Genomic DNA, 24,514 nt, shown 5'->3' with positions numbered 1-24,514 from the left:
TGGCCGACCGACAGAAGACGACATGTTTGGTCTGGTCTATGCCAAGGGCGCGGAATGGAACGAAAGCCATTGGGGCAATGAACGTTTCAACGCCTTGCTGATGCAGGCGCGGGCCGAATTGAACGACGATCTGCGCCGGGAAATGTACCGGGAAATGCAGCAGCTTGTGTCGGATGATGGCGGCACGATCATTCCGTGTTTCGTGAACTACATCGACGTGCGGAACGAAAAGGTGGCGCATGGACCGTCGCGTCGAACCGCTTCTTTGACGGCTGGAAGATCGTCGAACGCTGGTGGAGTGCTGCCTGATCGCGCAGCCCTTGGCAGGCGGCGCGGGCCGCCTGCCAGAACAAACGAATATCCAAACAGGACGGAAGACCCGAATGGCACGAATTGCGGCAATCGGCGGTGGCGTGATCGGTGGAGGCTGGATCGCAAGGTTCATCCTGCATGGGCACGATGTGGCGGTGTTCGACCCTCATCCCGAGGCGGCGCGCATTCTGGATGCAGTGATCAGCAACGCGACGCGGGCCTATCAAAAGATGCTGTCGGCCCCTTTGGGCGAGATCGGCAAAGTGATCTGGGCGGGGTCGGTGGCCGAGGCGGTTCGGGAAGCGGATTACATTCAGGAAAGCGTGCCGGAACGGCTGGACCTGAAACATCGGGTGCTGGCCGAGATCGAAGCGGCGGCGCGGCCGGATGCGTTGATCGGCTCATCCACCTCGGGCTTTCGGGCGACGGAACTGCGTGAGGGGGCAAAACATCCGGGGCGTATCTTTGTCGCCCATCCGTTCAATCCGGTCTACCTGCTGCCGCTGGTCGAGATTGTGGGGCAAGAGGGGGCAGACCCTTTGGCCCTGTCACAGATAGAAAAGCTGCTGACAGAAATCGGGATGAAACCCATCGTGCTGCGGCGCGAGATTGATGCGCATATCGGGGATCGGCTGTTAGAGGCCGTCTGGCGTGAGGCGCTTTGGCTGGTCAAGGATGGAATCGCCACAACGGGCGAGATCGACGATGTGATCCGTTTCGGTTTTGGCCTGCGTTGGGCACAGATGGGGCTGTTCGAGACCTATCGGATTGCGGGCGGCGAGGCGGGGATGCGGCATTTTCTGGCACAATTCGGCCCGGCCCTGAAATGGCCCTGGACCAAGCTCATGGATGTGCCCGACTTGGACGAGGGCCTGGTGGAACAAATCTCGTCCCAGTCCGATGCCCAGTCTGGGCAGTATGGCATCCGAGAGCTGGAACAGATCAGAGACGACAATCTGATCGGCTTTATGCAGGTTTTGCGGGATCGGAACTGGGGCGCGGGCGAGGTTCTGTCCGCCATGGAAGCGCGGTTTCTGGCCAAGGCGCATGGGGTGTCAGGCCAAGGCTGGCAGGTGCAAGTGCGGCCGGAATGGACCGACTATAATGGCCATATGACCGAATACCGCTATGCGCAGGTTTTCGGCGATGCGACCGATGCCTTTCTGGTGCGCATTGGCATGGATGCGGCCTATCGGGCAGGCGGACGGTCGGTCTATACTGTGGAAAGCCATCTGCGGCATCTGGGCGACCTGTCGGTGGGCGCAAGGGTGACGGTGACGACCATGCTTTTGGGGCATGATGCCAAGCGGATCCGCCTTCTGCATGAGATGCGCGATGGGGACGGGAAAGTGGTGGCCACCTCGGAACATATGCTGCTGCATGTCGATACCGCGCTTGGCAAGGCCAGCCTGATGGAGGCCCCCCTGCCCCAGCGTCTGGCCGAGATGCGGCCCGACAGCCCGCCAAACTTTGCCGGGCGCGGAATCCGCGACGTGGTGTCGGCATGAACCAAGTTCCCCGCAAGGAAGGTGGCCCATCGTGACAGGCAAAGCGCGCCTTTTGCGGATGATCTTGGGCCGTCTGGTTCTGGGGCTGCTGACGCTTTGGCTGATCTCGGTCCTGATCTTTCTGGCGGTCAGCCTGTTGCCGGGGGATATTGCGCAGCAGATTCTGGGGCAAAGTGCGACCCCGGAAACCGTGGCAGCGCTGCGGCGGGAACTGGGTTTGGATCAACCCTTGCTGCAACGCTATCTCGACTGGATGGGCACGCTGCTGGCGGGGGACTTTGGCAACAGCCTGTCGAATGGCCGCCCGGTCGCCGATCTTTTGGCGGCGCGGATGGGCAAGACCCTGTTTCTGGCGGCCTATGCCGCGGCCATCGCCGTTCCGCTGGCGCTTTTTCTGGGGATCTTGTCGGCCTATCGGCGCGGCAGCCTGTTTGACCGGGCCGTCACGGGTCTGACTTTGACCATGATCTCGTTTCCCGAATTCTTCATCGCCTATGTCTTGATGCTGTTTCTGGCCGTGCGCCTGCCGTTTTTCCCGACGATTGCCGATTACGGCAGTGATGCCGGGCTGATCGAAATGCTGCATCGGACTTTCCTGCCCGCGATGGCGCTGGTTCTGGTTGTGACGGCGCATATGATGCGGATGACACGGGCCGCGATCATCAATCTGATGGCGCAGCCCTATATCGGCATGGCCCGGCTTAAGGGCATCGGGCCGCTGCGGGTGATCCTTGTTCATGCCCTGCCGAATGCCTTGGCCCCGATCATCAACGTGGTGGCGGTGAACATCGCTTGGCTTGTTTCCGGCGTGGTCATTGTCGAGGTGGTCTTTGTCTATCCCGGCCTGGGGCAGTTGATGGTCGATTCCGTTTCGAACCGGGATATTCCGGTGGTCCAAGCCTGCTGCCTGATCTTTGCGGCGGTCTATATCCTTTTGAATCTGCTTGCGGATGTACTGGCGATTGCCACCAACCCGCGGCTGATGCACAGGGCGGGCTAGACGATGCGGTTCTGGCACCCTATGCCCTGGACAGCGCGGTTTGGGGCCGTTGTGATCGGGCTTTATGCGCTGCTGGCCATTTTCGCACCGTGGATCGCCCCTTATGGCGAGGCCGAAATTCTGGGGGGGGCCTTCGAGCTTTGGGGCGGCGACCATCTGCTGGGCACCGACAACCTGGGGCGCGACCTTTTGTCCCGCTTGATCTGGGGCGCGCGCAACACCATCGGCATCGCCTTGGCGACGACGCTTTTATCCTTTGCGCTGGGGGCCATTCTGGGGATGGCCGCCGCCGCGAACACCGGGCTGATCGATCAGGTGCTGTCGCGTCTGGTGGATGTTCTGATGGCCGTTCCCTCGCTGCTGCTAACGCTGCTGGCGCTTTCGGTCTTTGGGCCCGGTGTGCTGAATCTGATCCTGATCATCGCCCTGCTGGATTCAACCCGGGTCTATCGGCTCGCCCGGGCCACGACGATGAATGTCATCGTGCTGGACTATGTCGAGGCCGCGCGTCTGCGGGGTGAAGGTATGGTGAGCATCCTGTGGCGTGAGGTGCTGCCGAACATCTCGGCCCCGCTGATCGCCGAATTCGGATTGCGGTTCTGCTTTGTCTTCCTGACGATTTCGGCGCTGTCCTTTCTGGGGCTGGGGCTGCCGCCGCCAACAGCAGACTGGGGCGCGATGGTCAAAGAAAACGCTGCGCTGATCACCTTTGGGGACATCACGCCGCTACTACCCGCGCTGGCCATCGCGCTGCTGACAGTGGCCGTCAATTTCGTGGTTGACCATCTGTTGCATCTAGCCTCGGGGTTGAAGGAATGACCGATCTTCTGCTCGACATCCGCAATCTTCAGGTGGCAACGCGCCTAGGCGCACCCATTCTGCGGGGGATCGACCTGTCGCTGCATCGGGGTGAGGTGATGGGTCTGATCGGCGAAAGCGGTGCAGGAAAATCGACGCTGGGCCTTGCCGCGATGGGTTATGTGCAAGAGGGCTGCCGGATCAACGGCGGTGCTGTGCATTTCGACGGTCAGGATCTGCTGGCCCTGCCGGAAAAGCAGCGCCGCCTATTTCGCGGGGCGCGTATTGCCTATGTCGCCCAATCGGCGGCGGCCAGTTTCAATCCCGCTTGGCGTCTGATCGACCAATTCACCGAAGCGCCACGGTTGCATGGCCATGCCCGGCGTGCGGAGTCTGAGGCGGATGCGCATGATCTTTATGGCCGTATGGGGCTGCCCGACCCCGCCGATTTCGGCCTGCGCTTTCCCCATCAGGTTTCGGGCGGGCAATTGCAGCGGGCGATGACGGCCATGGCGATGGCCTGCCGCCCGGATCTCATCGTTTTCGACGAACCCACAACGGCGCTGGATGTGACAACGCAGATCGAGGTTCTGGCGGCGATCCGGTCGGTGGTGCGCGATCTGAATTCCGCAGCGCTTTACATCACCCATGATCTGGCTGTGGTCGCGCAGATGGCCGACCGGATCAAGGTTCTGCGCCACGGGGAAGAGGTCGAAGAGGCCCCGACAGGTCGGCTGATCAGCGCGCCCCAAAAAGAATACACGCGATCCCTTTGGGCGGTGCGGAACCTGACGCGCCCGGCCCGGCCCAAACCGGCGGAAACTAATCATCCGGCCTTGCGGCTGAAAGGGGTCACGGCAAGTTACGGTCGCAAGATGGCCGTGTTGCGGGATGTGTCCATCGACTTTGCCGCAGGGCGGACGATTGCGGTGGTCGGTGAATCCGGTTCAGGGAAATCAACCACGGCCAGGGCCATCACCGGCTTGTTGAAACCCCTGTCGGGCGACATCGAATTGCGCGGTCGTGCGCTGCCCGCCGCCTTGCGGGATCGGACCAAGGCGGAATTGCGATCCATTCAGATGATCTATCAGATGGCCGACACAGCCCTGAACCCGCGCCAGACCCTGCGCGAGATCATCGGCCGACCAGCCGCCTTTTATGGCGGCCTGCGTGGGGCTGCACTTGACGCGCGCGTGCGCGAGCTTTTGGCAGCGATCGAGCTGGAACCGGGGCAGTTCATCGACCGCCGTCCCGGTGAACTATCGGGCGGCCAGAAACAGCGGGTGGGCATTGCCCGCGCTTTGGCCGCCGACCCGGAATTCATCATCTGCGATGAGGTGACTTCGGCCCTCGATCAACTGGTGGCCGAGGGGATCCTGAAACTGCTGATGCGTTTGCAGGAACAGACGGGGGTGACCTATATGTTCATCACCCACGACCTTTCAACAGTGCGCGCCATCGCAGATTCCGTTGTGGTGATGCAAAAAGGCGCTGTGGTGGATCAGGGCAGCCGCGATCACATCTTTCAGCAATCGACCCATCCCTATACCCGCCGCCTGCTGGATTCCGTGCCAGAGACTGACACAGACTGGCTGACGCGAACCTTGGCGCAAAGAGGGCGGGGATGACCCGCCACCGCCCGATCACCGACCCCGAAATCCTGCGTTTTATCGAGAAAACGCTGGCCTCTTATCCAGCGGATGCCGCCGATGCCTCGGTCCAACAAAACCGCGCCTATTACGATGCCATGTGCGCCGTCTTTCGTGCGCCCCGCCCGGCGGGGTTGCGGGTGACAGATGCGTTTTTGGGCGGAGTGCGCTGTCGTCTTTATGGGCCTGACACGGCCGCGGAAATTGTTCTCTACCTGCATGGCGGGGGTTTTGTGCTGGGGGGGTTGGACAGTCACGACGATGTCTGTGCCGAAATCGCCGTGGCGACAGGTTGTCAGGTGGTGGCCGTCGATTATCGCCTGCGCCCCGAACATCCAGCCCCCGCCCAGTTGGAAGATGCCTATGCGGTCTGGCGGGCGTTGGACAAAAGGGCGGTGGTTGTCGGTGACAGCGCCGGGGGCAATCTTGCCGCCGGGCTGTGCCACCGCATTCGGCGATTGGGCGGGACTATGCCTTTGGGTCAGGTGCTGATCTATCCCGATCTGGGCGGCGATATCGGGGCCCTGTCCTATGTTGAAAACGCCGAGGCCCCCCTGCTTTCAACGGCAGAGGTCGCCTTTTATCGGTCGCTGTCCTCGCCAGAAGCGCGGCTTGACCCCGAACAATGCCCACTTTCCGCCCACGACCTGTCAGGCATGCCCCCTGCGGTGATCTTTACGGCAGACGTCGATCCTTTGCGCGACGATGGCCCGCTTTACGCGCAGGCCCTGAAAGCGGCGGGTGTGCGCGCCGAAATACACAATTCAGCGCAGCTTGTGCATGGCTGGCTAAGGGCGCGTCACGGCAGCCAACGCGCGCGGGACGTATTCGCAGAGATTGTCGGAACCATCCGCGACTTTATGTCTGGTCAAGACAAGGCGGCACGGCAAGCGGCGGACTAACCCGTGGCAAGGCCAGATTCTTGGGGGATGGGCCTCCGATGATGATCCATCCTTGGATCGCGCATTCTACAAAAGATTGAACGAGATTGCCAATGACACAGCAAGGCCGGGCAGGGGAAATGGGGCCGAACTCTACAGGCCTTGGCAACAAAGTCGTTCAGCCCCCGCCACGGGCCAAGACGAAGCCATCGACGTGCAAAACAAACTGCAAAGCCTGATTGGCCGAGAAGCGGAATTAGGAGAAGTGGTGGCGAGGGGGGGACTCGAACCCCCGACCCCGCGATTATGAGTCGCGTGCTCTAACCAGCTGAGCTACCTAGCCACTGCCGGGCGGAATATGGCCTGTTGCGGGGGCCGTCAAGCCGAAAACGCAGGATGGGCGACCCGCGGCCTGCCGCTGGCGGTCACGGTCACTTCCGCCTCGATGAACATCATCTGCCCTTCGATCTGCGCCTGTTTCACAGCGCGGGCGGTGTGCAAGGTCACCTCTTCTGCCCCGGCCTCCAAGGCCCGCGCCTGCACCAGCAATCCCAGCGCCTGTTCTGTCGCCTGCATGGCTGCCTCGGCTGTCGGAAAGACCTGCGCCCCATCCGCCAGATGCGCCACGAATCGCCCTTCACCCGGTGTGCTGACATGGGCCGTAACCTGCTGGCTGACCTGCCCCACCACCGCCCCCACGGCATTGGCCACGTCGGCATGGTCCGGCAAAATGACCTTGCAGCCCAACATATCCCCCACCGGCGGGTAATAGGCGCGGGCCGAAGCGCCCAGACCGATCACCGGCAGGGCCAGCCGCGTTTCCATCGCCAGAACCCCCCGATGCCCCCCCGACAGCCCTGCCAAGGTCAACGCATGCCCCGCCAAGGCCGCCGCATCTTGCCCTACAAAGCCCGCATCTTCCGCAAAAGCAGCTTCCAGCAGGCAGGTCGCTGTCTGGCGGGTCAATTGATCCACCACCCTTTGCGCCAGAACAGCCGCATCCGGCGCAAAGCGTTCCCCCCGCCCGTTGCGGCGGCGGGCGAACAGCATCAGCGCCTTTTCGGCGGCCGAGCCATCCCAGCCCGATTGCAGGCCCAGAACATGCGCCGCATCCGAAGGGGTGACGCCAGAAATCATCACCAGCCCCCGCGCCACCAGCCGGTCCAGCGCGGCATAGTCCAGCCTTGTGCCGATCACCTGCGCCAAAGGCATCGCCCCCGTGATCCGTTCCAGCAAAGCGCGTTCGCGCGCCGCCAAACCATCCGGCTGGCCCAAACCCATGGGCAGCACGAACCGCCCGTCATGTTCCCCCACCGCAAAGCTTTGCAGGGCCCGGTCCAAGGCGGCATGAACCATCGGCCCATGATCGACCGCCAGCAGCGACACCGGCACCAGACGACGTGGCCCCAGACGCAAACCACCCTCCAAACCCTCCAACAGATGCAACTCGCTATCCCCGCCCAACCCCGTGGTGCGCATCGCCACGGCTTGCACCATCGTCCGCCAGCCGCCGACCTGTGCGCCCTCGGGGTCAATCTCGGGCAGACCGCCCCGCAGGATCGCCACATCGGTCGTCGTCCCGCCAATGTCGCTGACCAAGGCCTCAGCCTCCCCCGTCAGCCAACGCGCGCCCACGATGCTGGCGGCGGGGCCGGAAAGGATCGTCTCGATGGGCCTTTCCCGCGCCATTTCCGCCGAAATCAGCGCCCCGTCCCCCCGCACCACCATCAAGGGCGCCGTAATCCCCACCCGGCCCAGATGCCCCGTGCAGGCCGCAATCAGCCCGTCGATCATCCCGATAAGCCGCGCATTCAGCACCGCCGTCAGCGCCCGTTTCGGCCCGTTCAGGCCCGAGGAGAGTTCATGCGAACATGTCACAGGCCGCCCCGTCACTCGCCGGATCAGATCGCGCGCCGCCACCTCATGCGCCGGGTTCCGCGTCGCAAACTGCGCCGCGACGGCAAAGCCCGCGACATGCCCCGCCAAAGGAGCCACGGCCTGTTCCAAAGCGGCAAGGTCCAAGGGCGAGACTTCATTCCCCGCATGGCTATGGCCCCCTGCCAAGGCAATCACCGGATCGCCCCCCAAAGCCTCGGCCAGACCGGCGCGGGCAAGATCCGCTTCGGCAAAGCCGATAAAGATCAGCGCAATGCGCCCGCCCTGCCCCTCGACCAAAGCATTCGTCGCCAGCGTGGTGGAAAGCGAGACAAGGCGGATGTCCCCAGCCGCAACCCCGGCCTTGGCCAAGGCCGCATCAACCGCCCCGCCGATGCCGCGCGACAGATCGTCGCGCGTGGTCAGCGCCTTGGCCTTGGCGATGACCTGCGTGGCCTCGCTGTCCAAAAGGACAGCATCGGTATAGGTTCCGCCGGTATCGACGCCCAGAAGATAGCTCATGTGATCCCCTTGCCTTGGCCTTCCAGATAGCGAAAGGCTGGGGCCCGGTCATCCCCATTGCGGCAGCAAAGGGTGGCAAGACGACAGGAAAGGCCTGATCATGCAACTAAACATGCCCGATGTGCAGGATCTGTGCCTGATCGGCGGGGGTCACACCCATGCGCTGATCCTGAAAATGTGGGCGATGGACCCTTTGCCAGGCGCAAGGCTGACGCTGATCAACCCCGGCCCCTTGGCCGCCTATTCGGGCATGTTGCCCGGCTTTGTCGCGGGCCATTATCCACGCGACCAGATCATGATTGACCTTTGGCCCTTGGCGCGCGCCGCCGGGGCGCGGTTTGTTTCGGGGCGTGTCACCATGCTGGATGCGCAGACACGGCAGGTCACGCTGGAAGGCGGACGGCAGATCGGCTTTGACCTCGCCTCGATCAACGTCGGCATCACCTCGGACTTACCCGGCCTGCCGGGCTTTGCCGACCATGGCCATGCGGCAAAACCCTTGGGGGAATTTGCCGTGCAATGGGCCTATTTCGCGGCCCATGCCCCGGCCCATGCGCAGGTGGTGGTCATCGGCGGCGGCGTGGCGGGGCTGGAACTCGCCTTGGCCGCGCGGCACCGTCTGGGGCCTAAGGCTGGGGTCATCCTGCTGGATAGGGGCGCGGTTCTGCTGCCCTTGCTGGGCGCACGCGCACGGCGAGGCTTGGCAGGCCATCTGGCACGGGCGGGGGTGACGGTGATGCTGAACGCCGAACCCGCTGAAATCCTGCCCGACAGTCTGCGGCTGCGCTCGGGCGAGGTGATCCGCTCCGACTTTACCCTGTCCGCCGCCGGATCGGAACCGCCTGCATGGCTGGCGACAAGCGGGCTGGACTGCGAAAATGGGTTTCTAAAGGTGAACGCGCAGTTGCAAACCAGCGCGCCGCATGTCTTTGCCGCAGGCGATTGCGCCGCCCTGCCCGACCCGCGCCCCAAGGCCGGCGTCTTTGCCGTGCGGCAAGCGCCCATCCTGCACCACAACCTGCAATCCGCCTTGGCCGGGTTCTGGGCGCTGCAACCCTACAAACCGCAACGGGATTACCTGAAACTCATCTCGTTGGGCGAAAAACGGGCCTTGGCCGAGAAATGGGGGCTGGCTTTCTCTGGCCACGCGCTTTGGCGCTGGAAAGACCGGATCGACCGGACCTTTATGAAACAATTGGGCGATTTGCCCACCATGGCAACCTTGAAACCGCCCGAGGTTGGGGCCGAGGGGTTGGAGCAGGCCTTGGGCGCCAAACCCGCCTGCGGCGGCTGCGGGGCCAAGATCGACGGGGCGGCCCTGACGGCGGCGCTGGCCGCCCTGCCGGTCCCGCAGCGGGGCGATGTGCGATCCGGCCCCGGCGATGATGCTGCCGTCTTGCAGATCGGCGGCGAGACTCAGGTGATCACCACCGACCATCTGCGGGCGATGGTCGATGATCCGGTAATGATGGCCCGCATCGCCGCTGTTCATGCCTTGGGCGATGTCTGGGCGATGGGGGCGGAGCCACAGGCGGCGCTGGCCCAGATCACCCTGCCCCGCGCCAATGCCCGGCTGGCAGGCCGTTCACTGGCCGAAATCATGCAGGCCGCCGGGCAAATCTTTCGCGCCGAGGGGGCCGATGTGGTCGGCGGCCATTCCAGTTTCGGGGCCGAGTTGACCATCGGCTTTACGGTGACGGGCCTTGCCTACGACCGCGTGACCCCCAAACGCGGCGCAAGGGTTGGGGATTTGCTGGTGCTGACCAAGCCCTTGGGGTCGGGCGTCATTATGGCGGCGCTGATGGCGGGGGCACAGCCCCAAGGTCTGCTGCTGGGTGAGGCGGTGGAACAGGCTTTGGCCAGCATGACCCGCCCGATGGGCGCGGAATCCCGTGCCTTGGCCCGCTTTGCCCATGCGATGACCGATGTCACCGGCTTTGGTCTGGCGGGGCATCTGCTGGAAATGCTGGGCGATGATCAGGGGGCCGAGCTGGACCTTGCCGCCCTGCCGCTGCTGCCGGGGGCGGAATCCTTGGCATCGCTTGGGGTTCAATCGACCCTCACCCCTGCGAACCAAGCCGCGAGTGCTGTCCGCTGCCATCTGCCCGCCAACGCCCGTGCCGATCTATGCCATGATCCGCAAACCTGCGGCGGCCTGCTGGCCGCAATTCCGCCCGACGCATTAGAGGAACTGTCCGACCTGTCCCCCCTGTGGGTCATCGGCAAAGTCACCGCCAGCGGCGCGGTCTATGCCGCCTGAAACAGCAAGCGAATATACCGCTCCAGATGGTCCAGGCTTTCATGCACCATCTGCGGATCCTGCCCAGCCTTCGCCAGCACAAAGCCCCCCTGCAACACGGTTTGCGTGTGCCGGGCAAGGCTGGCCGCCGTCCAGCCGCCGCTGATGCCCCGCGCCGCCATCGCGGCGGCAATGTCGGCTTCCAGCGTTGCGGCATGACCAAAGATCGCCCGCCCCGCCGCCGCCCCGATCTCGGGCGCGCTCTCATAGGTTTCCTGCGCCAAAGTCCCCGCCAGACAGGTGAATTCGAACAGCTCATCCCCGATGATCGACCGACGAAAGGCGATATAGGCCAGAACCCGCTCTAACGGGTCGGCAGGCCGATGGTAGGGTGCCCCTTCAAAAAAGGCCCCCGTCGTTTCCCCCCAGAAATCCGCCGCCGCCACGCCCAGCGCCGCCTTGTCCTTGAAATGATGGAAGAAAGCCCCCTTCGTCACCCCCGCCGCCGCGCAAAGCTGGTCGACCGAGGTCGCCGCAAAACCCTGACGCCGGATCACATCCCGCGCAGCCTCGAGCAGCCGGGTTCGTGCAGCCCCCCTTTCGGGGTCTTGTTTGGTGGGTCTTGGCATAGGCCATACATACCTGATGGTCTGTATTATCGGCAACCCCTCTTTCCATTTAGCACGACAAGACTTGTCGGCACGATCACACCGTATTAACGATCATGCAATGATGCGCGCTTTCCAACCCTATTTGACCGATCCGGTGCTGCGGCTGGCAGCCTTTCTGACCTTTCTTGTGGGCGCAGTGGGCGCCAGTTTTGCGCCGCATGTCTCGGTTCTGGCGGTGCATACTTTTGCGCTGGGGGATGCGGGCTTTGCGGTGATGCTGGCGCTTTCGACGGTGGCATCGGTCGCTTTTGCCATCGCCATTGGCATTCGGACCGATCAGACGGCGAACCGGCGGGGCATTGCCCTGATCTGCGGGCTGGTCTGGGTTTTGGCGCAGTTGATGATGTCGGTGGCCCCCGGCAGCCTGACTTTTCTGCTGGCGCATGTGCTGCTGTTTCCGCTGGGCGGGAGCCTGATGGGACAGACCTTTGCGCTGGCGCGGTTGGCGGCGAGCGTGCATCCCGCCGAAGAACGCGATGCGATCATGGCAACGCTGCGGGCGGGCTTTGCCCTGCCCTTTGTGGTGATCCTGCCGATCTGGGCCGTGGCCTTTCAGGCGGGGGCGGATGTCCTGACGATTTATCCGGTGTCGCTGGGCCTGTGTCTGGGGATCTATCTGCTGACGCTGGCGTTCTGGCCAAGGGATGGAAAGACCGCTTGGGAAGACAAGCCTTCGGGCCTGTCGCTGCGGGCGGCTTTGGCGGAACTGGCGCATGGGCCGGTGGCTTTGCGGGTGCTGGCCTTGGGGTCGGTGTCTATGGGCAGCACGCTTTATATCGCGGTGATCGGGCTGTTGATGGGACAGACGCCGGGGCGGGATGAGGCGGATGCGGCGCTGTATATCGGGATCGTGGCGGGGCTGGAGGTGCCGTTCATGCTGGCGCTGCCGATGCTGCGGCTGAAGGTGGCGCGGACGGTGCAGATGCTGGCGGGGGCAGCGATTTATGCCATTCACATGCTGCTGTTGCCCTTGATGATCGACAGCCCGGCGATGTGGCTTTTGACCCTGCCTGCGGCCTTGGGCGGGGCTTTCACGCTGACCTTGCCGATTGGCTATTTGCAGGATCTGCTGTCAGGCCGACCGGGAACGGCTGCGGCGCTGATGAGCCTGCAATGGCTGGCGGCCAGCGTGATGGCAGCGGCGGTTTTTGCCGTCGGGACGGGGCTGTCGGGCTATGGGCTGGCCTTGGTGCTGGGCGCTGTGGTCAGCGTGGGGGGCACCTATGGGCTGCATCTGGCCGACCGGGGGCGGCCGGTGGTCATTTCCAGCTGAAAAAGTCTTTGGGGGCCTGCATGAGCAGGACTTCGGCAAGGTCACGGCCTAGGCTGGCGCCATCTTTGATTGAGCCGCGGATTTCACCGCGAATGACCTCCGATCCATCCGGGCGCAGGATTTCGCCGCGCAGCCAAAGTTGGTTGCCTTCGATCAGGGCAAGGCCGGCAATGGGGGTCTGGCAGGAGCCGTCGAGTTTTTTCAAGAAGGCGCGTTCGGCGGCAAGGCGTTGGGCGGTGGGCTTGTGGTTGATGGCTTGCAGCATCTTGACCACACGCTTGTCACCGACACGGCGTTCGATACCGATGGCCCCTTGGGCCACTGCGGGAAGCATGATCTCGGGTTCGATCATCGTATTGGCGACATCAGCCAGCCCCAGCCGATTCAACCCTGCCATCGCCAGAAAGGTGGCATGGGCCACACCGTTGGCCAGTTTTTCCATGCGAGTTTGCACATTGCCGCGGAATTCGACGATTTTTAGGTCGGGTCGGCGGTTTGCCAACTGCGCCCGACGGCGAAGGCTTGAGGTGCCAACAATCGCCCCGTTGGGCAGGTCAGCCAGTCGCAGCGCATGGGGCGAGACAAAGGCGTCGCGGACATCTTCGCGTGGCAGATAGCAACCAATGGTCAGCCCCTTGGGCTGACGGGTCGGCATATCCTTCATCGAATGAACGGCAATATCAATGTACCGGTCTAGAAGTGCCTCTTCGATCTCGCGGGTAAAAAGCCCCTTGCCGCCAATCTGGCTAAGAGGACGATCCTGAATGCGATCACCTGTGGTCTTGATCACCACAATCTCGAAAGCATCCTCCATCAAATCAAAGGCCGCCATCAGTCGGGCACGGGTCTCATGGGCCTGCGCTAGCGCAAGGGGAGAGCCTCGGGTTCCGATCTTGAGCGGATTGAAGGAGTCAGGCAATTGCATGGGAACTGATTAACCGGGGGCGGGCGGAAGGGCAACCTTTGGCTTGACATTGGGGGGTGCGCATGGCCCATCCGGGCCATGACCCAGAAAACCATTCTTCGTGCCCTGAAGGGCGAAACGCAGCCGGTGCCGCCGATCTGGATGATGCGGCAGGCGGGGCGCTATCTGCCGGAATACCGGGCGACAAGGGCCAAGGCGGGAGATTTCCTGTCCTTGTGCTATAACTCGGAACTGGCGGCGGAAGTGACCCTGCAGCCGATCCGGCGCTATGGGTTCGATGCGGCGATCCTGTTCGCGGATATTCTGCTGTTGCCGCAGGCCTTGGGGGCGGATCTTTGGTTTGAGACCGGCGAGGGGCCAAGGCTTTCGACGATTGGCGATAAGGCGGGGGTTTCGGCGCTGCGGCCGGTGGGGGACATTCACGAAACGCTGGCCCCGGTCTATGAAACGGTTCGGATCCTGTCGCAGGCCTTGCCGCGCGAAACGACGCTGATCGGGTTTGCGGGGGCCCCTTGGACAGTCGCGACCTATATGATTGCAGGGCGCGGCACGCCGGATCAGGGGCCTGCGCATCTGTTGAAGAACACCGACCGGGCAGCGTTTCAGGCGCTGATCGATGTGCTGGTTCTGGCGACGGTGGAATATCTTTCGGCGCAGATCACGGCAGGGGCCGAAGTGGTGAAGTTGTTTGACAGTTGGGCGGGCAGCCTGAAGGGTCAGGATTTTGAGGATTTCGCGGTGGCCCCGGCACGGGCGATCATCGCGGCGCTGAAGGCAAGGCATCCGACCACACCGATCATCGCCTTTCCGCGTCAGGCGGGTGAGGGTTACATCGGCTTTGCCAAGGCCACCCGGGCCGATTGCGTGGCGCTGGATGATGGGATCAGCCCGGTCTGGGCGGCGAACCATGTGCAGGTCGATGGCTGCGTGCAGGGCAACCTTGCGCCGGGGCATATGGTGACGGGCGGGGAGGATCTGGTGCGCGAGACGCGGCGGGTGGTGCAGGCGTTTTCGCAGGGGCCGCATATCTTTAACCTTGGCCATGGGATCACGCCGGACGCGAACCCGGACAATGTGGCGCGGATGGTCGAGGTGGTCAGGGGCGGGTGAGTTTAAGGATTTATAGACATGTATAGCTTATGATGGCTATACATCTATAAATCACCTAGAGATTGCCCATGGATCCCGTCAGAAACCCCTTTGCCCCCGGCGCCGGCAACCAGCCGCCCGAACTGGCCGGGCGGGGGCAGATTGTCGAAGACGCGAGGATTGCGCTGCAAAGGGCCATTCTTGGCCGCTCAGCACGTTCGCAAATGTTGCTTGGCCTGCGCGGCGTCGGCAAGACCGTGCTTTTGAACAAGATTGAACAGGAAGCGCAGGGCTTTGGCCATGAAACCTCTTTCATCGAAGCGCCGGAAGACCGCAGCCTTGCCGAGCTCATCTTTCCTAAAATCCATCAGACCTTGCGTCGCCTGTCATTGATCGAAGCTGCAAAGGCCAAATCCCATGCCGCGTTGCGTGCGCTGCGCGCCTTTGCTGCGGCGTTCAAACTGAAGATTGCCGAATTGGAAATCGCGGTCGATGCCGAGCCGGGCGTGGCGGACAGCGGCAATCTGGAATTCGATCTGACCGATCTTTTTCTGAGGGTCGGTGAAGCGGCCCAAGCCGCCGGGCGCGGCTGGACCCTGCTGTTGGACGAGGTGCAGTATCTGAATGAGGTGGAACTGGCCGCCCTGATCGTGGCGCTGCACAAGTCGGCGCAAAAGGGACTGCCGGTCTTGTTTTTCGGAGCGGGGCTGCCGCAAACCGCGGCCTTGGCGGGGGATGCGAAATCCTATGCCGAACGGTTGTTTCAGTATCCTGACATCGGCCCCCTGCCGCCCGACGCGGCCCGCCAAGCCATTCTTGCACCCATCTTGGAAGAAGGAGAAGAGATCGACGAGGCGGCCCTTGCCTTGATCGTGGCAGAGACCAACGGCTATCCCTATTATTTGCAGGAATGGGGTTTTCAGGCGTGGAACCTGACCGAAGCCTCACCCATCACGGCAAAGGATATCGACAAGGCCAGCCTTCGCGCATTACAGCGTTTGGATGAAGGCTTCTTTAAGGTGCGTATCGAGCGGCTGACGCCCAAGGAACGTGACTATGTCATCGCGATGGCGCGTTTGGGCAAAGGCCCCTATCGGTCGGCCGAAGTGGCCGAGGTGTTGAAAGCCAAGCCCACCAGCCTTGGCCCGATTCGCGCCAGCATCATCCGCAAGGGGATGATCTATAGCCCAGCGCATGGCGATATTGCCTTTACCGTCCCGCTTTTCGAAGACTATCTGGCGCGGCATTTCCTTTGAGTTTGAGGACCGTTTTCCCATGATCTGGGCCCTTGTCAGCCTGACCGCCGCCGCCTTGCAAACGCTGCGCAATGCGATGCAGAGCGGTTTGACGGCGCGGATCGGGACGATTGGCGCGACGCAGGTGCGGTTCCTGTTTGGCCTGCCCTTTGCCGTGGCTTTCCTTGGTCTGGGGGCTTGGGTAACGGGGCAAGCGGTGCCTTGGCCTTCGCCCAAGGTGCTGGGCTTTGCGGCGATGGGCGGGGTGGCGCAGATCGGGGCGACGGCGCTGATGCTGTTTGTGATGAAGACGAATGGCTTTGGCATTTCGACCGCTTGGTTGAAGGGCGAGCCGGTGATTGTCGCGCTGATCGGCTGGGCGGTTCTGGGTGATCCGTTAACCCTGCCGATGCTGGGGGCGATTGGCCTCGCTGTGGCGGGGGTGTTGATCCTGTCGCTACGGCCCGAGACGGGGGCGCGTCTGGCCGAGTTGCAGCCTGCGGCGCTGGGTCTGCTGGCGGGGGCTTTGTTCGGGCTTTCGGCGATTGGTTTTCGGGGCGCGATCACGGGGCTGGAGAGCGGGGATTTTCTGATCCGGGCGCTGACGGTGCTGGTTCTGGCGCTGGTGCTGCAAAGCGGGCTGCTGGCGGTCTGGATGGGGCTGTTCAGCCGCCCTGCCCTGCTGGGCAGTCTGGCGGCTTGGCGACCCTCACTGACGGCGGGGTTTCTGGGGGCGGCGGCCTCGGCCTGCTGGTTCGTGGCCTTTGCCTTGGCGTCGGCGGCCCATGTTCGGACGCTGGCGCTGACCGAGGTGATCTTTGCGCTGATCGTGGCGCGCTGGCATTTCGGGCAAAGCGTAACGCCGCGCCAGTTGACCGGGATTGCGGTGCTGATGGCGGGGGTGGCTTTGCTGCTTTTGATGGGGTGATCATAGGTCAGCAATATTGACATTCCATCCTCACCCCGCCAGCATCGTCGGGCGAAGGGGAGGATGGAATGGACTGGAACACTTTGCTGGCAAGCCGGGGGGCGCGGATGAAAGCGTCCGAGATTCGCGAGCTTTTGAAGCTGTTGGATCAGCCGGACATCATTTCCTTTGCGGGCGGAATTCCGGATCCGACACTTTTTCCGGCGCAGGCTTTTGCCGAGACCTTCGCCAGCGTGATGGCGGGGCCTTTGGCGAATAGTGCGCTGCAATACTCGGTAAGTGAGGGCTATCTGCCGCTGCGGGAATGGCTGGCCGCGCGGATGGCGGCTTTGGGGGTGCCCTGCGGGGCAGAGAACATTCTGATTACGTCGGGGTCGCAGCAGGCCTTGGATTATCTGGGCAAGCTGCTGCTGTCGCCGGGGGATACGGCGATGGTGGGTTGGCCGACCTATTTGGGGGCCTTGGGGGCGTTCAACGCCTATGAGCCACGTTATGAACGGCTGGACCCGTTGGACAATCGGCCTGCGGGGGAACTGGTGGATGCGGCGGCACCGGGCGCGGTGAAGTTTGCCTATCTGACGCCGGATTTTGCCAATCCGACGGGGGAGACACTGCCCTTGGCCCAGCGCCACGCGCTGCTGGACCGGGCCGAGGCGATGGGGATCGCAGTGATCGAGGACAGTGCCTATCAGGCGCTGCGCTATGACGGCGAGGCGGTGCCGCCGATCCTAGCGTTGGACGTGGCGCGGTCGGGGGGGATTGAGAACACGCGGACGATCTATTGCGGATCGTTCTCCAAAACGCTGGCACCGGGGTTGCGGGTGGGCTGGGTCTGTGCGGCGAAGCCGGTGATCCAGCGGCTGGTCTTGATGAAACAGGCAGCGGATTTGCATTCGGCGACGCTGAACCAGATCGTGACGCATCAGGTGGCGGAAAAGCTGTTTGATCGCCATGTGGCGGGGCTGCACGCGACCTATTCCGCCCGGCGCGATGCGCTGCTGGCGGCCTTGGCGCGGGAGATGCCGGAAGGGGTAAGCTGGACGCGGCCGGAGGGGGGCATGTTCATCTGGCTGACGCTGCCCGAAGCGATGGACGGGGCGGCCTTGCTGGCGCGGGCGATTGCCACCGAAAAGGTGGCCTTTGTGCCGGGTGGGGCGTTCTTTGCGGATGGATCGAACCGCAACACGCTGAGGCTGTCGTTTTCTTGCGCGAGCCCTTCACAGATTGACGAAGGCATGGCGCGATTGGGGCGGGTGATGCGGTCACGTCTTGAGAAATAGCCAGAAGGCGACTGCCGCCAAGGCGAGTGAGAGCACGCGGCGGATCAGCCTTTCGCGCGCGGGGTCGGCCAGCAGGGCATGGGCCGATCCGGCGGCGGTGACGATCAGGGCGTGGATCGCGGTGGCGACGGCGACATAGAGGGCGGAAAGGGTCAGCACATCGGGGGTGCTGGCCTCGGGCGGCAGGAATTCGGGCAGGACGGCGATGTAGAAGACCGCAGCCTTGGGATTCAGAAGATTGGTGATCAAACCCCGGCGGAACCAGACACCAAGGGGCGAACCCGGCGCGGGACCATTGTCATCGGCCCCTGCGTCGCGCCAACCGTCCCATGCGAGGTAAAGCAGATAGGCGACGCCGCCCCAGCGCAGGGCCTGATAGGCCGGGGGATAGCCTGCGATCAGCGCCGCGAGCCCCAAGCCGGACAGCAGGCCAACCACCGCCAAGCCCAAAGCCACGCCCACGACCGCCGCATAGCCGGGCCTGCGCCCCTCGCTGGCGGACACCAGTGCGAGCCAAGCCATGTTGGGGCCGGGGGTCAGTTCGACGATCAGGGCGGTTAGGGCAAAGCTGGCAACGGCGGACATAGGGCCCCCTTTTTGCGGCAGCCTAGCCTTGGTCCTTGGTCGGGGGAAGCCCGGCTTCGACATGCGCTTTGAACCGCGCAAGGGTGCCCTGCCATTCGCGACCGATCTGATCGAGCCATTTCTGCATTTCGGCGACACTTTCTGGCCGTGCCCGAAGACGCGCCGCCCGACCCTGTTTCTGCCAGTCAATCAACCCCGCCTCGTGCAGCACGGTCAGATGTTTGGTGACCGCCTGTCGGGTGACGGGCAAACCCGCGCTGAGTTCTGTGATGGTCGCTCCCTCCCCCTGCCCCAGCCGCAGGAACAGGGTCAGGCGGGTGGCATCGCCCAAGGCAGCAAAGCCCCGGGCGGCGTGATCTAGATTGAAATCAAGCATTCTGCGCCCCGCTGAAATCGGCCAGTCGCTGCAACTGCACCGCCCAACCGTCATTGTTCTCGGCCCGCACCCGCGCGCCAAAGGTACCACCCAAGGCGTCAAAGCCGCTTTCGGTGACGGTGACGGTCGTGCCCGTGGGTGTGGCTTCAAGATGAAATTCCACCTTTGTCCAAGGCAAATCGCTGCGGTCACGCTTTTCGGCAAAGTCATAGGCGGGCCAGAAGAAGGCAAAGTCCTGCGGCGCGTCCATCACTGAAACGCGTATGCCGAAGGCCAGCCCTTCGACGCCTTCCATCGTCATTTCCGCCTGCACCGTTTTGCCCGGCGCAAAGGCCCCGTCGATTCTTGCGCCAAACCAGTGGCCGAATTGCTGGCTGTCGGTCAGGGCGGCCCAGACCCGCCGCGCACTGGCCTTGATCGTGATTTGCTGGGTGATGCGGTCCGGCGTCATTCGGCCGCCTGCCTTTCCGTGCAGAACCGTTCCAGCCGGTCGAACTGAAACGCCCAACCGTCTGTATTCCCGGCCAAGGCCCGCGCCGCCAGCCCGCCACCCAAAGCCGCGAAGCCGGTCTCGGTCACCGTCAACCGCGTGCCACCGGCGATAGGGTTAAGGTCAAAAACCACTTCGGTCCAAGGCTGATCATAGCTATAGGCATGGGCCTCGGCGTCAAAGGCGGGCCAGCGCCAAGCGAAGCGGTGCGGCGCGTCCATGGCCAGAACGTCGATTTTCAGGATAAGCCCCAAACAGGCCACAAGCTGCATCGGGCCTTGGGTCTGCTGACCCGGCTCAAACGGCTGCTGCAACTGCACCCCAAACCATTGGCTAAAGCGGCGGTGATCGGTCAAAGCGGCCCAAACCTGTTCGGGCGTGGCGCTGATGTCGGTCGAGCGGGTGATCTTGTTCTGCATGGCATCCCTCATATGCAACCATATGGATGCATATTACGCATCACCCAAAGATACGCAACTATTTAGTTGCATTATACCCATTTTGCCAGCGGCGGCAGGCTCATCAGCACCGCATTGGCGTCATGACCAGTTTCCAGCCCGAATTTCGTGCCCCGGTCATAGACGAGGTTGTATTCGGCATAGAGACCGCGGTGGATCAACTGTGTGTCTTTTTCCGTATCGCCCCAAGCCATGCTGCGGCGGCGTTCGACCAAGGGGGCGAAGGCGGGAAGGAAGGCTTGGCCGACCTTTTGGGTGAAGGCAAAGTCGGCCTGCCAGTCGCCGGTATTCCGGTCGTCATAAAAGATGCCGCCAACGCCACGGGCGCGGCCACGGTGGGGGATGAAGAAATAGTCGTCGGCCCAGGCTTTCAGCCGATCATAAAGCCCTGATTCTGCCGCGCAGGCCTTGGCCATTTCGGCGTGGAAATGGGCGGTATCCTGAGCATATTCGATACAGGGGTTAAGGTCGGCTCCGCCGCCGAACCACCAGGCATGGGGGGTCCAAAACATGCGGGTGTTCATGTGGACGGCGGGGCAATGCGGGTTTTGCATATGGGCGACGAGGGAAATGCCGCTGGCCCAAAAACGCGGATCCTGATCCATACCCGGCACACCGCGCGCGGCCATGGCCTTTTGCGCGCGTTCGCCCAAGGAACCGTGGACGGTGGAGACATTGACGCCGACCTTTTCAAAGAGCCGCCCGCCACGCAGGACGGACATCAAGCCGCCGCCGCCATCGGGGCGGGTGGTTGGGGTCACGTCGAACCGTCCGGCGGGGTGGGGGCTGTCGGTTGTATCCTCTAACCCTTCAAAGGCGGCGACGATCTGGTCGCGCAGGGCACGGAACCATGCGCTGGCCTGCGCTTTGCGGTCGTCGAAATCATGGTCCATCGCAGCTGCCCCTGTCTTTGCCCTTGCGCGGTTTGCGTCGGCGTCTCAGACTTGGCTTTAGCCGAAGAGAAGGGATCGTGCCATGATCACGCCGCGCCTTTTGCCGCTTGTCGCCTTGGCCTTTCTGGCCGCCTGTGGGACACCGCAAGAACAGTGCGTTGCGCGGAACACCCGCGATCTGCGCACGGTGGACAAGCTGATTGCCGAGGTTCAGGGCAATCTGGCGCGGGGCTATGCCTTGCGGGAAACGACCGTGACGCGGCCCAGTTGGGAAAGCTGCCTGCGCCAGACGACCAACAAGAAGGGCAAGCCGGTGGTGGTGGAAACGCTGTGCCTTGAGGATGAAACGACAACCGTGACGAAACCCGAGGCGATTGATCCGGGGGCCGAGCGGCGCAAGCTGGCCGGGTTGCAGGAACAGCGGCAGAAGCTGGCGGGGCAAGCCGAGGCAATGGTGAAGGCCTGCCGGGCGCAATATCCGGAATAGTGCGCCGGGGCGGGGCTTCTTAGTGCGCCGGGGCGGGGCTTCTTAGTGCGCCGGGGCGGCGACGGGGTCGATCAGGCTGCGGCCGCCGTCGATGGTCAAGACTTGCCCCGTCATGAAGCTGGAGGCATCGGAGGCCAGATACTGGCAGGTTTCCACCAGTTCCTGCGCCGAGGCGATGCGGCCAAGCGGCGTGCATTCGGTGATGATGTCACGATAGCCGGGGTTTTCTTTCAGCCCGTGCTGCAAGCTGGCGCTCATCACCGACCCAAAGGCCAAGGCATTCACCCGGATGCCTTTGGGGGCCAAAGCCACGGCCAGGGAACGCGTCATCTGATCCACCGCCGCGCAGGCGATGGAATAGCCCATCAGTTCGGCCTGAGTCCGCACAGCGGCGATGGAGGACAGGTTGATGATTGTGCCATTGGCCTTTTCCTCGCCAAGACGCGCCGCTTCGGCGATCATGCGTTTGGCGGTCAGTTGCGACATGCGCAGACTGGTGATCAGGTTCTGCTGCAACAGGGCCTCGACCCCATCGTTTTCAATGTGCAGGGGTTCGGACAGGGCTATCTGACGGCTGGCGTTGACCAGAATGTCCACCCGTTCAAAGGCATCGACGGTGGCCGACAGCAGGTTCACGATGTTCAGTTTTTGCCGCAGGTCGCCCGCGAACATGCGGATGCGACCCTCGCTGCGCGAATCGTCGCCCACCTCGGCCTCAAGCCGGTCTTCGTCCATATCAGCAAAGACGACATTCGCGCCCTTGTCGACGAAATGGCGGGCGACGGCCAGACCGATGCCATTGGCGGCCCCGGTGACGATGGCGGTTTTTCCGGTCAGGGCAAAGGACATGGTTTAGGCTCCTGCCTTGCGGGCACGAAGGGGATGGGTCGCCCGGATCAGGCGATAGGCGTTGGTGCCGGGCAGTTCCGTCACCGTGCTGAAATGGCTGCGGAAGGCATCGCCGTAAGGCAGGGTGCGGTTGGCGACGAACCAAGCCTCGCCTTCGCGGGCAAGCATCCCGGCGGCGGCGGCGATGAAGGCGATGCCGAGGGCAGGGTCTGCCTGACGGCCGCGGTGGAAGGGCGGGTTGCAGACGACGAAATCGGCATAGCCATCGCTGCGGTGCTTTGTGGCGTCGCCCCAGATGAAACGGGCACGTTCGTCTTGGATGTTGAGGCGGGCGCAGTCCAGCGCATTGGCATCGGTTTCCACCAGATCGAGGCGTTTCACCGATTTGCGGGAAAGCACGGCGCGGGCGAGATAGCCCCAGCCAGCGCCCAGATCGACGCCGTAGCCGGGCATCCTTTCAGGCAGGGCTTGGGCCAAAAGGACCGAGGCGGGGTCTGGCCCATCCGCCGAAAAGACGCCGGGGCGGGTGGTGAAGCCATCGGGCAGCGTGATGTCTTGGGCAGCCCATTCGGTCAGCGCCTCGGTGCCGGGAAAGGCAAAGACGCGACCATGGGCTTTGGACAGGGCTTCGGTCACATCCACGCGCTTTGACAGGTCTTTGTAGAGCGGTTCGATGCCATCGGTCTTGGCCCCATCGACCAGAACCATCGGAGCCTTTGCCGCCTCGGCCAGCATGGCATGGGCATGGGCCTTCGCGCGGGGCAGGCAGACCACGGCAAGCGCCGCATCGGGCGCGGAACGGGCCACTTTGAATCCTTGGGCCGTCAGGCTTTGCGTCAGCAGATAGTCGGAGGTGACGGCCACCACCTGATCGCGCGGAAAGGCGTGCAGGTCTTCGCTGCCGTCTGGGCCATAGACGGCGATCACGCCATCCGGCACAGCGACAAGGCCGCTTTCAAGGGCAAGGTTCAGGCGGGTGCTGCGCATGGGCGGCCGACGCTGCGGCCTATTCCTTTTCCATGGTGCATTGCAGCGGATGCTGGTGACGGCGGGCGAAATCCATCACCTGCGCCACCTTTGTCTCTGCCACCTCAAAGCTGAACACGCCCACGACGGCCAGCCCCTTTTTATGCACCGCCAGCATGATTTCGAACGCCTGCGCATGGTTCAGCCCAAAGAACCGTTCCAGCACATGCACGACGAATTCCATCGGCGTGTAATCATCGTTCAAAAGCATGACCTTATACATCGGCGGGCGCTCGGTGCGCACCCGCGTTTTGGTCATCACCCGTGCGTCATCCTCGGGGCCATTGCCCGCGGGATCATCGCCTGACATGTGAAGCGGACGGCTATCCACGACATTCTCCGGATGGGGGCGGGCCGGATTCGCGGCCCGTCAACGCTTTTCCAATATAGTCGATTCTGCTAGGCGCGAAAGGGGGACTGCGCCCAAAGGGGAAGCCATGTCGCAACTGACCGCCATTGCCTTTGATGCCGATGACACGCTTTGGCAAAATGAGGCGTTTTTTCGCATGACACAGGCGCGTTTTCTGGAATTGCTGGCCCCGCATGCGGATGCCGCGAATCTGGAAACAAGGCTGGTGGCGGCAGAGCGGCGCAATATCGGGGCCTATGGTTTTGGGGTGAAGGGGTTCACCCTGTCGATGATCGAAACCGCGATTGAAGTGACCGAGGGGCGGGTGCCCGCGGGGGTGATCGGGCAGATTCTGGGTATGGGCCGCGACATGCTGGCGCATTCGGTGGACCTTTTGCCGCATGCCGAATCAGCGGTGCGCCATGCGCATGAGGCGGGCTTTCGTGTGTTGCTGATCACCAAAGGCGACCTGCTGCATCAGGAACGCAAACTGGCGCAATCGGGCCTGGGTGAGCTGTTTCACGGCGTGGAAATCGTCTCGGACAAGACGCCAGAGGTCTATGTGCGGGCCTTTGCGCGCCATGGTTTGCAGGCGGATCAGGCGATGATGATCGGCAATTCGATGAAATCCGATGTACTGCCGATGCTGGAGGCCGGGGGCTGGGGTGTCTTTGTGCCGCATGAGCTGGAATGGGCGTTTGAGCGAGCCAATGCGCCCGAGGATCATCCCCGCTTTCGGCGGATTTCCGACCTTGGTGCCCTGCCCGCACTGATTGATTCGCTGACCTGACCCCCAGCATCTTGGGGTTTGGCCAA

At 63.2% G+C, this 24,514-nt stretch carries 24 protein-coding genes and 1 tRNA gene; 13 read left to right on the top strand and 12 right to left on the bottom strand.

Annotation, left to right across the window (positions count from 1 at the left end; all coding sequences use genetic code 11):
- The first annotated feature begins 383 nt into the window (after positions 1-383).
- The 5 genes from IE095_RS15360 to IE095_RS15340 are packed head-to-tail and all read left to right on the top strand — an operon-like array spanning position 384 to position 6,169.
- Positions 384-1,820, top strand: a complete 1,437-nt coding sequence (locus IE095_RS15360) for a carnitine 3-dehydrogenase (protein WP_189412638.1) — start codon at positions 384-386, stop codon at positions 1,818-1,820.
- Between the two features lie 58 nt (positions 1,821-1,878).
- Positions 1,879-2,820, top strand: a complete 942-nt coding sequence (locus IE095_RS15355) for an ABC transporter permease (RefSeq protein WP_189412670.1) — start codon at positions 1,879-1,881, stop codon at positions 2,818-2,820.
- Between the two features lie 21 nt (positions 2,821-2,841).
- On the top strand, positions 2,842-3,639 hold the full coding sequence (locus tag IE095_RS15350) for an ABC transporter permease (protein ID WP_189412669.1): 798 nt from the start codon (positions 2,842-2,844) through the stop codon (positions 3,637-3,639).
- Positions 3,636-5,246 (top strand): ABC transporter ATP-binding protein, encoded by a 1,611-nt coding sequence (locus IE095_RS15345; protein ID WP_189412637.1) that lies wholly within the window; start codon positions 3,636-3,638, stop codon positions 5,244-5,246. The genes IE095_RS15350 and IE095_RS15345 overlap by 4 nt, the downstream gene beginning before the upstream one ends.
- Entirely contained in the window at positions 5,243-6,169 is a 927-nt protein-coding gene (locus IE095_RS15340; RefSeq protein ID WP_189412636.1) for an alpha/beta hydrolase, read from the top strand. Before IE095_RS15345 ends, IE095_RS15340 begins: the two co-directional genes overlap by 4 nt.
- A 245-nt stretch (positions 6,170-6,414) precedes the next feature.
- On the opposite strand, the gene IE095_RS15335 is transcribed toward IE095_RS15340, so the two are convergent.
- Together IE095_RS15335 and IE095_RS15330 are read right to left on the bottom strand one after the other, a co-directional pair.
- Positions 6,415-6,491, bottom strand: a tRNA-Met gene (locus tag IE095_RS15335).
- A 35-nt stretch (positions 6,492-6,526) separates the two neighbouring features.
- Positions 6,527-8,545 carry a hydantoinase/oxoprolinase N-terminal domain-containing protein gene (locus IE095_RS15330; protein WP_189412635.1) on the bottom strand — a complete coding sequence of 673 codons (2,019 nt, stop codon included), beginning with the start codon at positions 8,543-8,545 and terminating at the stop codon, positions 6,527-6,529.
- 100 nt (positions 8,546-8,645) lie between these two features.
- On the opposite strand from IE095_RS15330, the gene IE095_RS15325 reads away from it, so the two are divergent.
- A complete protein-coding gene (locus IE095_RS15325) occupies positions 8,646-10,805 on the top strand; it encodes a selenide, water dikinase SelD (protein ID WP_189412634.1) in 2,160 nt (719 codons plus the stop codon).
- Here IE095_RS15325 and IE095_RS15320 read toward each other — a convergent pair.
- Positions 10,793-11,413, bottom strand: coding sequence for a TetR/AcrR family transcriptional regulator (locus IE095_RS15320; protein ID WP_189412633.1), 621 nt, complete (start codon positions 11,411-11,413; stop codon positions 10,793-10,795). The two genes, IE095_RS15325 and IE095_RS15320, sit on opposite strands and share 13 nt — an antisense overlap.
- A gap of 100 nt (positions 11,414-11,513) precedes the next feature.
- Between IE095_RS15320 and IE095_RS15315 the strand changes: the two genes are divergently transcribed.
- A complete protein-coding gene (locus IE095_RS15315; RefSeq protein WP_189412631.1) occupies positions 11,514-12,728 on the top strand; it encodes an MFS transporter in 1,215 nt (404 codons plus the stop codon).
- On the opposite strand, the gene hemC is transcribed toward IE095_RS15315, so the two are convergent.
- Positions 12,715-13,653 carry a hydroxymethylbilane synthase gene (gene hemC / locus IE095_RS15310; RefSeq protein ID WP_189412630.1) on the bottom strand — a complete coding sequence of 313 codons (939 nt, stop codon included), beginning with the start codon at positions 13,651-13,653 and terminating at the stop codon, positions 12,715-12,717. The genes IE095_RS15315 and hemC overlap by 14 nt on opposite strands.
- A 78-nt stretch (positions 13,654-13,731) precedes the next feature.
- Here hemC and hemE point away from each other — a divergent pair, with 78 nt between their 5' ends.
- From hemE to IE095_RS15290, 4 genes are all read left to right on the top strand, one after another.
- Positions 13,732-14,763 carry a uroporphyrinogen decarboxylase gene (gene hemE / locus IE095_RS15305; RefSeq protein ID WP_189412629.1) on the top strand — a complete coding sequence of 344 codons (1,032 nt, stop codon included), beginning with the start codon at positions 13,732-13,734 and terminating at the stop codon, positions 14,761-14,763.
- A 68-nt stretch (positions 14,764-14,831) separates the two neighbouring features.
- On the top strand, positions 14,832-15,998 hold the full coding sequence (locus IE095_RS15300; RefSeq protein WP_189412628.1) for a DUF8462 domain-containing protein: 1,167 nt from the start codon (positions 14,832-14,834) through the stop codon (positions 15,996-15,998).
- Positions 15,999-16,017: 19 nt separating this feature from the next.
- Positions 16,018-16,905, top strand: a complete 888-nt coding sequence (locus IE095_RS15295) for an EamA family transporter (protein WP_189412627.1) — start codon at positions 16,018-16,020, stop codon at positions 16,903-16,905.
- 68 nt (positions 16,906-16,973) lie between these two features.
- Positions 16,974-18,185: an aminotransferase-like domain-containing protein gene (locus tag IE095_RS15290; protein WP_189412626.1), complete on the top strand. Its 1,212-nt coding sequence runs from the start codon at positions 16,974-16,976 to the stop codon at positions 18,183-18,185.
- On the opposite strand, the gene IE095_RS15285 is transcribed toward IE095_RS15290, so the two are convergent.
- The 5 genes from IE095_RS15285 to hemF form a co-directional block, all read right to left on the bottom strand.
- The gene (locus tag IE095_RS15285; protein ID WP_189412625.1) at positions 18,168-18,770 is read right to left on the bottom strand and encodes a LysE family translocator; all 603 of its coding nucleotides are present in this window, start codon (positions 18,768-18,770) and stop codon (positions 18,168-18,170) included. The genes IE095_RS15290 and IE095_RS15285 overlap by 18 nt on opposite strands.
- 22 nt (positions 18,771-18,792) lie before the next feature.
- On the bottom strand, positions 18,793-19,146 hold the full coding sequence (locus IE095_RS15280) for an ArsR/SmtB family transcription factor (protein WP_189412623.1): 354 nt from the start codon (positions 19,144-19,146) through the stop codon (positions 18,793-18,795).
- Positions 19,139-19,597, bottom strand: coding sequence for an SRPBCC domain-containing protein (locus tag IE095_RS15275; RefSeq protein ID WP_189412621.1), 459 nt, complete (start codon positions 19,595-19,597; stop codon positions 19,139-19,141). Before IE095_RS15275 ends, IE095_RS15280 begins: the two co-directional genes overlap by 8 nt.
- Entirely contained in the window at positions 19,594-20,055 is a 462-nt protein-coding gene (locus tag IE095_RS15270) for an SRPBCC family protein (RefSeq protein ID WP_189412619.1), read from the bottom strand. The genes IE095_RS15275 and IE095_RS15270 overlap by 4 nt, the downstream gene beginning before the upstream one ends.
- 71 nt (positions 20,056-20,126) lie before the next feature.
- A complete protein-coding gene (gene hemF / locus IE095_RS15265; protein ID WP_189412617.1) occupies positions 20,127-20,987 on the bottom strand; it encodes an oxygen-dependent coproporphyrinogen oxidase in 861 nt (286 codons plus the stop codon).
- An 82-nt stretch (positions 20,988-21,069) separates the two neighbouring features.
- Between hemF and IE095_RS15260 the strand changes: the two genes are divergently transcribed.
- A complete protein-coding gene (locus tag IE095_RS15260) occupies positions 21,070-21,474 on the top strand; it encodes a hypothetical protein (protein WP_189412614.1) in 405 nt (134 codons plus the stop codon).
- A 42-nt stretch (positions 21,475-21,516) separates the two neighbouring features.
- On the opposite strand, the gene IE095_RS15255 is transcribed toward IE095_RS15260, so the two are convergent.
- From IE095_RS15255 to clpS, 3 genes are read right to left on the bottom strand one after another with little or no spacing between them, the layout of a single operon-like run.
- Positions 21,517-22,323, bottom strand: a complete 807-nt coding sequence (locus IE095_RS15255) for an SDR family NAD(P)-dependent oxidoreductase (protein WP_189412613.1) — start codon at positions 22,321-22,323, stop codon at positions 21,517-21,519.
- Positions 22,324-22,326: 3 nt separating this feature from the next.
- Entirely contained in the window at positions 22,327-23,310 is a 984-nt protein-coding gene (locus IE095_RS15250; protein ID WP_189412611.1) for a class I SAM-dependent methyltransferase, read from the bottom strand.
- A 19-nt stretch (positions 23,311-23,329) separates the two neighbouring features.
- Positions 23,330-23,659 carry an ATP-dependent Clp protease adapter ClpS gene (gene clpS, locus IE095_RS15245; RefSeq protein ID WP_189412668.1) on the bottom strand — a complete coding sequence of 110 codons (330 nt, stop codon included), beginning with the start codon at positions 23,657-23,659 and terminating at the stop codon, positions 23,330-23,332.
- A gap of 127 nt (positions 23,660-23,786) precedes the next feature.
- Between clpS and IE095_RS15240 the strand changes: the two genes are divergently transcribed.
- Positions 23,787-24,488: an HAD family hydrolase gene (locus tag IE095_RS15240; protein WP_189412609.1), complete on the top strand. Its 702-nt coding sequence runs from the start codon at positions 23,787-23,789 to the stop codon at positions 24,486-24,488.
- Positions 24,489-24,514: the final 26 nt, after the last annotated feature.

It is taken from the genome of Neogemmobacter tilapiae (assembly GCF_014652215.1).
Lineage (GTDB): Bacteria > Pseudomonadota > Alphaproteobacteria > Rhodobacterales > Rhodobacteraceae > Neogemmobacter > Neogemmobacter tilapiae.
The sequence above is the reverse complement of the archived record's forward strand: the minus strand, read 5'-3'. Positions and strand labels throughout refer to the sequence as shown.